Origin of the sequence: Herbaspirillum huttiense, from assembly GCF_047300815.1 — a bacterium.
Taxonomy (GTDB): Bacteria; Pseudomonadota; Gammaproteobacteria; order Burkholderiales; family Burkholderiaceae_D; genus Herbaspirillum; species Herbaspirillum huttiense_A.
On record NZ_CP178609.1, the window covers coordinates 457427 to 468427 of the forward strand.

General features: G+C 51.4%; 14 protein-coding genes and 1 pseudogene. 7 read left to right on the forward strand and 8 right to left on the reverse strand.

The features are described from left to right. Window positions 1–18: 18 nt before the first annotated feature. Window positions 19–489: a hypothetical protein gene (locus ACLRDN_RS27550; RefSeq protein WP_413460592.1), complete on the reverse strand. Its 471-nt coding sequence runs from the start codon at window positions 487–489 to the stop codon at window positions 19–21. Window positions 490–648: 159 nt separating this feature from the next. Further along, window positions 649–951, reverse strand: coding sequence for a hypothetical protein (locus tag ACLRDN_RS27555; RefSeq protein WP_413460593.1), 303 nt, complete (start codon window positions 949–951; stop codon window positions 649–651). Between the two features lie 122 nt (window positions 952–1073). Between ACLRDN_RS27555 and ACLRDN_RS27560 the strand changes: the two genes are divergently transcribed. After that, window positions 1074–2993 carry a hypothetical protein gene (locus ACLRDN_RS27560; RefSeq protein ID WP_241813908.1) on the forward strand — a complete coding sequence of 640 codons (1920 nt, stop codon included), beginning with the start codon at window positions 1074–1076 and terminating at the stop codon, window positions 2991–2993. A gap of 290 nt (window positions 2994–3283) precedes the next feature. Continuing rightward, a complete protein-coding gene (locus ACLRDN_RS27565; protein ID WP_413460594.1) occupies window positions 3284–3661 on the forward strand; it encodes a hypothetical protein in 378 nt (125 codons plus the stop codon). Window positions 3662–3881: 220 nt separating this feature from the next. On the opposite strand, the gene ACLRDN_RS27570 is transcribed toward ACLRDN_RS27565, so the two are convergent. The 3 genes from ACLRDN_RS27570 to ACLRDN_RS27580 are packed head-to-tail and all read right to left on the reverse strand — an operon-like array spanning window position 3882 to window position 5086. Further along, window positions 3882–4268 carry a DUF488 domain-containing protein gene (locus tag ACLRDN_RS27570; protein WP_413460595.1) on the reverse strand — a complete coding sequence of 129 codons (387 nt, stop codon included), beginning with the start codon at window positions 4266–4268 and terminating at the stop codon, window positions 3882–3884. Window positions 4269–4285: 17 nt separating this feature from the next. After that, window positions 4286–4726 carry a thioesterase family protein gene (locus ACLRDN_RS27575; RefSeq protein ID WP_413460596.1) on the reverse strand — a complete coding sequence of 147 codons (441 nt, stop codon included), beginning with the start codon at window positions 4724–4726 and terminating at the stop codon, window positions 4286–4288. Window positions 4727–4780: 54 nt separating this feature from the next. Then, window positions 4781–5086 (reverse strand): putative quinol monooxygenase, encoded by a 306-nt coding sequence (locus tag ACLRDN_RS27580; protein ID WP_413460597.1) that lies wholly within the window; start codon window positions 5084–5086, stop codon window positions 4781–4783. A 302-nt stretch (window positions 5087–5388) separates the two neighbouring features. Here ACLRDN_RS27580 and ACLRDN_RS27585 point away from each other — a divergent pair, with 302 nt between their 5' ends. The 4 genes from ACLRDN_RS27585 to ACLRDN_RS27600 are packed head-to-tail and all read left to right on the forward strand — an operon-like array spanning window position 5389 to window position 8265. Beyond that, window positions 5389–6024, forward strand: a complete 636-nt coding sequence (locus ACLRDN_RS27585; RefSeq protein WP_413460598.1) for a glutathione S-transferase family protein — start codon at window positions 5389–5391, stop codon at window positions 6022–6024. Between the two features lie 24 nt (window positions 6025–6048). Further along, window positions 6049–6447 (forward strand): MAPEG family protein, encoded by a 399-nt coding sequence (locus ACLRDN_RS27590; protein ID WP_413460599.1) that lies wholly within the window; start codon window positions 6049–6051, stop codon window positions 6445–6447. Continuing rightward, window positions 6444–7274, forward strand: coding sequence for a hydroxyacylglutathione hydrolase (gene gloB, locus ACLRDN_RS27595; RefSeq protein WP_413460600.1), 831 nt, complete (start codon window positions 6444–6446; stop codon window positions 7272–7274). Before ACLRDN_RS27590 ends, gloB begins: the two co-directional genes overlap by 4 nt. Before the next feature lie 28 nt (window positions 7275–7302). After that, entirely contained in the window at window positions 7303–8265 is a 963-nt protein-coding gene (locus ACLRDN_RS27600) for a GlxA family transcriptional regulator (RefSeq protein ID WP_413460601.1), read from the forward strand. 22 nt (window positions 8266–8287) lie between these two features. On the opposite strand, the pseudogene ACLRDN_RS27605 reads toward ACLRDN_RS27600, so the two are convergent. The 3 genes and pseudogenes from ACLRDN_RS27605 to ACLRDN_RS27615 all read right to left on the reverse strand — a co-directional run. Next, window positions 8288–8404, reverse strand: a pseudogene (locus ACLRDN_RS27605) (PAS domain S-box protein); the annotation flags it as partial. Between the two features lie 63 nt (window positions 8405–8467). Next, window positions 8468–9022, reverse strand: coding sequence for a hypothetical protein (locus ACLRDN_RS27610; protein ID WP_413460602.1), 555 nt, complete (start codon window positions 9020–9022; stop codon window positions 8468–8470). A 20-nt stretch (window positions 9023–9042) separates the two neighbouring features. After that, the gene (locus ACLRDN_RS27615) at window positions 9043–9762 is read right to left on the reverse strand and encodes a helix-turn-helix domain-containing protein (RefSeq protein WP_413460603.1); all 720 of its coding nucleotides are present in this window, start codon (window positions 9760–9762) and stop codon (window positions 9043–9045) included. A gap of 88 nt (window positions 9763–9850) precedes the next feature. On the opposite strand from ACLRDN_RS27615, the gene ACLRDN_RS27620 reads away from it, so the two are divergent. Next, entirely contained in the window at window positions 9851–10147 is a 297-nt protein-coding gene (locus tag ACLRDN_RS27620) for a helix-turn-helix domain-containing protein (RefSeq protein ID WP_413460604.1), read from the forward strand. The last annotated feature ends 854 nt before the right edge of the window (window positions 10148–11001 follow it).

Below are 11001 nucleotides of genomic sequence, written 5' to 3' on the forward strand. Positions count from 1 at the left end.
AGATCGTGACGGCTGAGACTACGTTAATGTGGACTGGAAGATCTGCACCATGCCCACCACTACATCATCGTGCTCAATCGTAAGGACCGGAAGGTTCGAAGGATGGGTTCGCTGCTCCCTGATTCGAAACTCAGCATCACCAGAAGCACGCCGCAGCATATCGGCCGCGATCTGCTCAGCTGCTGCGGTAGCAATCTCGAAGGCGCGGCCAGCGTGCAAACTAGCCCCCTTCATAGTCTGCACCTCCCCGTTCTCTCCTGGCTCGCGAGCGATGACTACATGAACGGCCGGGGCACAGAGATCAAACCCAGTCACGAAGCCATGGGCGCCTTCCTGCTCAAATTTACCACTAGCCCTGCCCTGCTCCAATAAGCCAATAACCGTTCGTTGAAATTCATCCGCCTCAAACCCTGCCGCTTCGAACACTGTGGCGCGGATAAGCAGATCAAGGCTAGAAATAGGTTGCTTCACGTTTTCATTTTCATCCATAGGACCTCCAAAAGGTTGATCGTAACGAACAGAAATGCGGTATCACGGGGTAGGAAGGACCCAGGTTCGCGATGCTGCTGCCCGCGGAAAACGCTGGCGCCCAAAAAGAAAGCCCGTATCCAAAATGGAATACGGGCTTCGGTTAGCAGCGAAGAAAGATCAGTCATCAGGCATCGCCCTGACCTCAGCAAAGCGTTGAAGGAAGAGCTCCCGTGCTTCATGCGGAAGAAGCGGGACGATCTTCTCCGGTAATGTCGGAACACCTTTCAGATACGACCATTCTTCTGCAGTTGCCGGCATAAGGTCACGCTTCTCCGTAGCCATCACGACTCGATCAGCACGCTTGATCGTTGCCAAGAGCTCCTTATCGACCTGCACACCGAACCGCAACAAGATGGCCTTCATCACACGGCGCTCGATCCATCCGTACACCGGAAACAAACGTTTCAGAGGGGAAATCACGTCGCCGAGATGCGTAATGTAGTCTCAATAAAAACCAACTGGACAAATTAGGTGAGCTCGCTATTCTTAATTATGTACTCTTTGTCGTATCAAAATTATCCAGTTCAAACTAGATAGCTGAGATGGAAAATTGCCTCAAAGTTATGTGCCACGATCGCGCCCATGGGCGCAACTACACTCAGGTTGTCGAGTTTGACTGCAAGAAATATTTTCTGAAAAGAAATTCTTGGCTCCGTCAGGTATTGCTGGGGATGAGTAGAGAGTCTGCAGTCGTGCCCGGAGAAGGCAGAGGGATACGCGCTTTCAAAAATTTGTTGGACCAATTAGTACTCCACTTTCCATGTGTTAAATATTTGCAAATGGATGTTGCCCTGGTCGGTAGACGCGAAGCAGCTGAGCTTTTCACAATGATGGAAGATGTGTTACTCGAAACCCGACATTTATTCGCACGAAGTAAGTCTGACCGGACGCTCGTGGCGTCTTCCGGCGCTTTCCGTCGCTACATGTGCGCGCGGGGCAAAGATATAGGTTTTCGCGAAGAACTTTCAGTTACGGCGATTCCATTTAAAAGCAGGTGGAAAACTAAGAGGAGTGGACGAGTCACACTCAGTGACCATGTTGCGGTGAACTCTAGAGGAGAATCCATTCCGCCCGTAGATGCGTACCCTCACAAAGATGTAAAGACTTTGAGGGAAGTTCAGTTAGCGCGTTTGCGCGCCGACGCCGCTAAGCCAATTTCGAGCTATACCGAAGAGCTCGAATTCTGGGCTGGCGTTAGAAGTAAGATCGAAGTTCTTTCGAAAAATCAATTTTCTCCTGACGAAATAAATATCGTAAAAAATTTCGTCTTGGGGCGAAAGCGAGAACATTTTCAATCCCCCATACCGTTGGAAAGATTCATTGGAGCTATCGCCTACCTCGGTGGCGAACCTGCAACTGCTCCTGTATTTCAACGTCTGGGCTTCAACGGCGCATCGGCTAAGGACCAAATAGGAAAATACTTCGATATCAGCCCGGGCCGTTGGCAAAATCAGACTGTGATGAACGTTTTATTGATCACGCAGCGGATGACCCCCCGAGAGCTAGCAGCTGCGTTCGGAATTTTGCTCTTCCACTCGGCTTGGAATTCTGATTCTCTTCGGATGATTGAACGTGAATGGATACAGCTGTGCGGCGATGGATATCAAATTGTCTCGTCCAAACCAAAAACTGGTGCAGTCACTCCTGATGTATTTATTGATAGTGAGAATCAGGGCGGACGTGCTGCGCTAGAGCTTCTTATTTGGAATCATGCCCGACAAAAGGAATTAGGTCTGATATCAGAAAATGAAGCCGGAGTCTGGTTTTCATGGCCTCGTAAAAATCACTATCCGCAAACTAAGCAGTATTCTCAAATTCATGTCGTCTTGAACGTCTTAAATGAGTTCTACGGCATTCCTCATTTCAGCATGGATCAGGTCCGAACGCATATGCTAACGATTGCATCTTATGCGGGCTCCTTTATGACAGTCCCTAAGGAAATTGCTGGCCATAGGAACCTTCATACCACGGGCGGATATTTAGAACAGGTTGTGCGCGAAAAGTTTGGAAAAGCTGTGAATCTCGAGTTCCAACGCCGCATTGAAAATACGGTAATTTTTCAGTTAGAGACTATAAAAAGTTTCCCGCGCCGGCCAAAGCAAGAATTTGTTGACGTAAAACTTCTCGTGGACGTCGGGGATGGTACATCTTGTATTGACCCTCAAAACCCCCCGGATGGGGATTGGAGAAGAAAATCAGGTTTCTGCGACGGCACTCAATGCCATGTAAGAGATGGTTGCAAAAATAATCGTATCGTAGTCACTGAGGATCGAGTTGAAGAGGTTTTTCGACTGCAAAAATTCTATCAAGCACATTGGTTAGGCCTCCTAGAAAAAAACAATGATGCCTTTGAAAAATTCCACGCGCCCGTAATGCTGTTCAATATCGCGCTAATTCACTATTTCAAGGCCAGTATTTACTGGCCAGAAATAGAGAAAATAAAAAATCGAGTTCTGGGGTGACGAAAATGCCTAGACCAGCGTCTATTTCGAAAGAGAAAAAAAACGAGGTAAGAAGCCCCCCTTTCATTGCCGAGCTCCGAAGCCTCGTTCGATCTCGTGACCTCGAAATCACCGATGAATTTGTCTTCAGAATCGTTCGTTTAGAGGCTGCAGAGGACCAAAGGCCTATTTGTGAAATCGATTTAAATCACTATGTTTTACCTCCAAATGGGATTTATTCGTTTTCTACTCCACTAGTAACAAGATCTGATCTTGTCGCTGCCCTCGCGCTAGTGGTTGACGAGTATCTCTTGACCACCGACGTCAAGACTCGGACGAGCTCAGTACGAAAAATAGTCCAGGCGTCAGTATTCTTTTTTGAGTTCATGTGGCTGCACGATACGTTACATTTGACGTCTGTAACACCTTCGTTGACGAACGAGCTGAAGAACTTGCTGCTCGGGGGGTGGCCAAACGCACTGAGGCTCGGCGAGCGGCTTCTGGCTGCGCCGCGTGATCAAGTGCGTATTCCGATGAAAATCACCACCAATTCCGATCCAAAACCACCAGTCCTTCCGTTTCAAAATAGTCGCCGATTCCGATCGGTTATCGACGCAATGACGCAAGGATTGCAAATGGTGCACCACCGCATGTCAGGTTGGAGGATGGGCCATCCAGTTCAGCGATGAACATGGATCATCAGCGTTTGAGCACTTCAACGAAGTACCTCCACACTCAAGCTTGAAAATGAAATCGCCTCTGGAGTTCAGACAACATGAGCTGCGCAAAACCCAACCCGATGGGACCGTGCTACATTGCGCTTAGACCGTGTCCGGGAATGCGGGTGCAAGATCAGGTTTGCTTGCTATTGGCCACCAAATGGGTAGCATTTCTGCAGAGGCAGGTTAGTCACCTCAACGAAGCTCCGCGTTCATTCAACAGTTGGCGAAGGATGGATCGGTGGCAGCGGTTTTCGTCATTGCAGTAACAGCCAATGGCAAAGTTTGTTGCACTTGACAACGCCACCAGCAGATCGAGAATTTTGTCCGCCTCTCCTCCGACCAGCTCTCTACGGAAGGCACTCGCAAATTTGTTCCAGTCTGAGTCACTATCGGCAAGCTTACCTTTGGCAAGCAACTCTGGGCTTGGCGACAGGATTGGCAGCCAGATATCGTAATAGTTGCGCTTGCCGAACTCGGCCTTGGGGATGCCTCGGGGAGGTCGTCTCACTGAGCCGATTCTGAGCCCCTCATCGGGGGCTCTTGGCGTTCCAAGTTGTACTACGCTGATGGCCATATTTTGCTTCCCATGAATCAAGATTTGCTGTCAGGCAGTGTGACAAAGTCATCGCTTTTGGCCAGACCACGAAGTGCCGCTAGTAACATCTCTGGGGGACAAGTGAGTTTGCGCGCATCAAGGTCCAACCAGCCTGCCGTCGAAGTGACACGGGCGGCGAGTTTTTCATTTCGATAAAAGTCGTTGCGAAGGCGCATGCGGCTACCGTCTTCAGACAAACCGGCCAAGCTCAAGATAACTCGAATATCATTAAGTAAATGAATTTCTCTATGATATTCAATCTCATCTTTCATGACCACTGGACCAATTTTCAATCGCATAAATTCCGACATTGGAAACCCATGTTCAGAAAAATACATCATTCGAACATCTGCTGATTTGTCTAGGTATGCCGTGTTGCGCATGTGGGAGTTAAAGTCCATGTCACCCCAACCGGCTACCAGTGTTTTCTCAAACATAAAATTCCTTTTCTGATGTGTAGGTTATAAGGGGCTGCGCGCCCCTTGCCGAGGTTAAATCGGACGGTTTTTTAGGCCGATGACGTCAATTCTTTCGATATTTGGTGATTTGACAAAAAGTTCATCTGCTTTAGCCATTAAGGCTTCGGCAATAGGGCCAGTTAGGTGCGTTTGAACGGCAGCCTCATCTGCAAACGCATCAAAAATGCCGAATGTTGATTCCGAGAATTTCAGCGCAAACCACAGTTGCGTAGTGGCCTCCCGGTTTGCCATTGCCAGGCCAGCCTCAAGGAATTCAGCGACATCCTTTTCCTTCCCTGGTTTGGCTTCAAGACGTGCAAATAGTGCGAGTTTGATCATGTAGGGCTCTCCAGTTTAAGTTCGCCGCAGGGGTTGCGACAGGCCCAACTGTAAGCACGAAGCCTCAGGAGCAATATTGGCAAAAATGACATTTTTGGTATCAATCAAGCCACAAGGTGCCAGGCCAGGCCTGGCGATTTAGTGAACATCACGGGAGCACGTTGCAGCTGATCAGGCCGTAGCTGAAGAGGTCGGATGTGGCAAGATTGACTACAAAAATGTCATTCTTGCCTATTTTTTAAAATCGGTTGCCATTTCAGAATGGTTGCTCTCCGTGACCATTCAATCAAAAGAGGCTACCAATGAAGTTGTATATTTTCCCACCCTCACCGAATGTCCGCAAAGTGAATGCGGTCATTGACCATTTAAAGATCAATGACATTGAAAAAATAATAATCAATCTCCCAAAAGGTGAGCAGCGTACCCCCAGATTTTTGGCTGTTAATCCAATGGGCAAATTGCCCGCGCTAGACGATGGGGCTGGCTTGCTATTATGGGAGTCGAACGCAATTTGTCAGTATATTTGTGATCGAAATGGCGACTCCGAATTCTACCCGGATGATTATCGAGCCCGTGCTGATATTTCGCGCTGGCTTTTCTGGGAGGCGTCGGCTTTTCCCCAGGCTTGCGATATCTTGACCGGCGAGAACGTTAGGAAACCCATGTTGGGTCTGGGGCAACCAGATCCTACACGTGTTCAGATTGGAGAGGAAAAATTCAAGCCGCTTGCCAAGGTACTGGATGCTCAATTGGAAGCACACCCATTCCTTGTGGGCAACACAGTCACGCTTGCTGACTTCGTGGTTGGGGGGGCGATTACATATTTGGAGCGGGGGAATTTTCCCGTTACCGACTTCCCAAATTTACGTGCCTGGTGGGCTCGGATGAATCAAATAGAGGCTTGGGTAAATAGTATGCCAAGCCCAGATCTGCCCTGACTGATTTATGCATCGGAGAAAGTCATGAAACCAGAAATGATGTCTTTAGTTCTCGTCACAACCTATACCGCACTGCTGTGGATACCATATGTGCTCAATCGCGTGATAGTGCGTGGAATCGCATCGACAGTTGGTTACCCGAACAATCCGCAGGCTTTGGCGCCATGGGCCGAACGTCTTCGTTTAGCTCATGCTAACGCTATAGAAAATTTGGTTGTCTTCGCTCCACTAGCCCTGTCCGTTCACATCCTGGGCTTGGGGACAGCGTCAACAATGGCAGCAAGTTGGCTCTACCTGGTATCGCGAGTTGGGCACTCCGTTTTTTATGCGGCCAAAGTGCCTTGGCTACGGACGGTTGCGTTTGTCGGAGGATGGGCGGCCCAAATGGTCTTGGTGTGGCGCTTGATTGGGGCATCCTCATGAAACCAGTACACATCCTGCCAATCCTCGCATTCAAGGATAACTACATCTGGATGATTCACGATTCCCAGCGGGCGGTGGTCGTGGATCCAGGTCAATCCGAGCCTGTCATCAAAGCACTAAAAGAACATGGACTAGAACTCCATGCCATTGTGCTGACGCATCTTCACTACGACCACAACCTAGGAGTACCCGGCTTGCTCCACGATTGGAAGGTCCCCGTATACGGTCCAGTGTTGAACGATCACGACAGGGTTTCTCACCCTCCATTTCCCAAGCCAGGTACTACCCCGCTCGATTGTGTAAACCACGTGGTGGGAGAGGGCGATGTTGTCGCGCTGCAAGCTCTGGGCGTGCAATTAAAAGTGTTGGCGGTGCCGGGCCATACAAAGGGTCACCTAGCCTTCCTGGATGAGGCTCGTGGATGGCTGTTTACGGGTGACACGCTGTTCGGTGGTGGCTGCGGAAAGGTATTTGGCGGGTCAATGGTGGCGATGCGCCATTCCCTAGATCGATTGGCGGATCTGCCAGGACGAACGCTTGTTTTCTGTGCCCACGAGTACACCATGGACAACTTGAAGTTTGCACTTGAGGTGGAGCCGTCTAATCCAGATTTGCTGAAGCGTCTTCAGGCAGATGCACTTAAGCGTAGCCTAGGGCAACCCACTTTGCCTTCGACCATCTCGATGGAGCGCGCTACCAATCCATTTTTGCGGGTGATGGAGCCCGAGATTGTGGAGACGCTGAATAAGCGAATGGGTGGAACTGCTTACACACGGGACTCCAACTTCGAGGCGCTACGTTTGTGGAAGAATCAGTTCCAGTCATGAGGCCGATATGTTTGCAAACCTGTAAGCCATGCAAGTCAATGTCTTAGCTTTGGAGGGTGTCTTCGACACTGGTCTTTCCATTGTCCTGGATGCGCTGACCACAGCAAATGAGTTGTCTGCGATGCAGAGCAGTACGGTTCCTCGATGGAATGTTTCCGTCGTGGGGGTGAGGCATCGGGTTGCCAGTGCGCAGCAAATGGTCATTCCAGCGATTCGCCCTCATGAGTGCCCGACGCCGGATTTGGTCATCGTGCCCGCGCTTGGGTACAAGATGCCTGACGCATTGATCAATGCACTGGATCGGCCGGATGTCGTCGATGCTACTAACCTATTGCGCGGCTGGTCAAACGATGGCGCACAAATTGCCGCTGCTTGTATTGGCACATTTGTATTGGCACAAAGTGGTCTTCTGGATGGCCAAGAAGCGACAACTACCTGGTGGTTAACTTCACTGTTTCGTCAGCGATACCCAGCTGTACGACTTAACACAAGCCACATGGTGGTCCATTCGGGCCAATTCGTGACAGCGGGGGCAGCACTCAGCCATGTCGATATGATGCTGTCGCTAGTGCGGCAGACTAGTCCAGAACTCGCTGGGCTGGTAGCTAAGTATCTGGTTGTTGATTCTCGGCCATCACAATCGGCCTACATCATCTCAGACCATCTCGCACACACGGATCCTCTTGTGGAGAAGTTTGATCGTTGGGTGCGGACAAATCTGACACAGGGATTCAATCTAGACGTTGCGGCTGACGCACTTGCCACCAGCAAGCGCACATTGGCAAGACGACTGCACGATGTGCTTGGCAAAACACCCATTGCATATGTGCAAGACCTTCGAATCGAACAGGCGGTCCATTTGCTCAGAACCAGTAATCACAACCTTGACCGGATAGCGGAACAGGTTGGCTACTCAGATGGTGTGACATTACGTACCCTGTTGCGAAGGCGGCTGGGAAAAGGAATTCGAGCAATCAGAGATTCGGTTTGAATTGACAGTGAACCACCTGATGTGGATGACGAACCAAATTGTGAGGCTGCCCCAGTAATTCAGATTCAGAGAACCCGCTAACTTGGACGAATGCCGGGTTGCAATAGATGGTGCGCCCCTTGTCGTCAGGAACAGACATTAGTGGGCGCCCAGCAGGGCCGGTAAGTGGAATACGGCGCGGTCGTGCCAGAGATCGATGCTGTTAACTGGCAGGAGCAATCAGGCCAGCACGCTTCAGTAAGCGCCAAGGCTCAAGATGCACTTTGTTGACGAAAACAAGCGCAGCGAGCCACATTGCCGCAATGATGGCCAGGCCGAGGTTTTGCCTCCACGCCACCGCCGCACTTGTGCTGACGACCAATGCGGAGACTGAAAACACAAAGCTAAAAATCAGGAAGTAGATCCAACCGAGGGTTGGCATGAGGCGATTGGGAGCCAGCTTGGCCTGGTCGCCTCTGATGATCAACTGACCAGCATGGCGCAATGATCTGATGTCCATATCTGTGAGGTCGTACTGATGCTTGAGGGCAATGATCTGCGTACGAATCGAACGGTTTGCGTCAAAGCCAAACCGATATGGGAACAGGTGTTCTTGATCCACGGTCATGTCATCGAGTTGGGCTGAAGGCGTCAGGGCCAGAACCATCTTGATGGAGTCCGGGGCCTTCATCTCAATGTAGTCTCGCCCTGAAATACGGGGAAATGCCCCTAAGTTGATCTGGACGTCAGGGTGACCGGAATCGGCTTGTTGCGGCATTGAGCTCTCCTGCGGTTGACTTATTTTTTGGTACGGCGGGAGCCGCTTTTCTCGATGAAGTCACGACCGGCGATACGGTTTCCGTGACCGAAATTGATCTGAACTGCCGAGCTTTGCTGGTATGGATGCGCGCCAGTAACTGCGGCGAGTTTGTCCAGGGGCTTGCGCGCCTCGAAGTGCGCGACAGCGGCGGCCAGCAGATTGCGCCTTTGGGTGATGGGATCGCCGGTCCAGAGGTGGCCGTTGTAGAGCTGGACAGCCAGATCCAGATCCGCATCGGCGGGTGCAATGCGGTCTAACAATTCACTGAAAGCGGCGTCAGACCCTGCGGCGTTTAGGTTTCCCTCGCGGATCAAGATCATCAAGGCCTTGGCGAGAGGATCACCTTCGGTGACGGCTGCTTTGGCAACAGCAACTTGAAGCCGAATGGCCTGAAACAAGTCTTGTCGAATGCCTGCGCCTCCGGTCATGGTTCCTTCGCCGGTCATCAGCCAGTCGATGGATACGCCCAGTAGCTTGCGCACGCCGATGAAGAAATCCGGTCCTGGGTGTTTTAGGCCACGCGCCACCTCGCTGACGAAGCCCGATGACAAGCCCAGTTGACGCGCCAAGTCCGTTTGACTCAAACCGGCAAGGGTCAAAAGCTGGTTAATCCGGGCAGGAAGCCCTTGCCACTCCTGGCTATTGGCGTCCGCGCTGGATGGTGATGGCACCTCGTCTTGCTGGATTGAATCTCTCATAGGATGTATATTTGTCGCCATAGCGTTATTTAAGCATTCGCTAACGACAATTTACTCTCTAATTGAGGGCGTGTCACTGAGCCTGACCATGGATGCACTTGAAATCAACTATCGCCTCAAGCGGGCTGGCCTGAACCAAAAGGCCATCGCCAGCGAGCTTGGCGTGTCTCAGAGCGTGGTTGGGAATGTGATTCACAACCGAATCACGGCATTCGAGGTCGCCAGCTACATTGCTCGGGCATTGGGCGAGGAAGTGACCGTGCTTTGGCCTGATCGCTACACCTTCAAGCCTAGAGGGCGCTCGGCACAGCGGCGGGGACAGCCCTTGGCACACCCAACGCCGTCGCTGGACACCCCATCAGGATCGCAGGGAGGTGTCTCATGACGTAAGCCGGATGCAGCGAAGCTCAGGCTCAAACCTGTACTGATTCACATTTGGCTAACGGAAAGGCAAACGGCCCATCAGCGGGAACTGAGGGCCGTTTAAGAGGGTTGACCTATGTAACGTCAGCCCACATTTTGCTGATCCTCTGAACTGCCGTCAAGTCCGACGGGCAGTCGGCCACTCTTTTTGTATGTATCGCAGACGCGAGCCGTCTCCTGCGAGGGAGCAGTGCGTTCGTTTGCACATCACGGAGAACCGGCCGACATGCTTGGCCGGTCGCCTCATGGTCAATCGGAGAATCGACATGCGACAGATCAGGCAAGTGCTCAGACTTGCTTTTGAGTCCAACCTCAGTCTGCGGGCTATCTCTGCCAGCCTTCACTTATCTAAGGACACCGCACGGGACTACTTGATACGTGCGAAGGCTGTTGGTATCACTTGGCCGCTACCAGCGGGTCTGGATGACGCCATGCTTGAAGCCAAGCTGTTTCGCACAGCGGCCCAGGCGCTGACGCGCAAGCCTGACCCAGACTGGAACTACATTCACGCCGAGCTAAAGCGTAAAGGGGCCACGCTCACAGCACTGCACCAAGAGTACGCCCAAGACGACCCAAACGCTTTGAAGCGAAGCCAGTTTTGCAATCGATATCGGGCTTGGCTCAAGACGATCAAAAGGTATCTGCGTCAGGTTCATGTAGGTGGGGAGCGCGTCTTTGTGGACTATGCCGGGCCGACGATGAATGTGCTCGACGTTCAGACAAGCCAAGTGCGGCGAGCCCAAATCTTTGTGGGGGTGATGGGGGCATCCAACTACACCTACGCCGAGGCGCATTGGTCACAGAAGTTGCCCAACT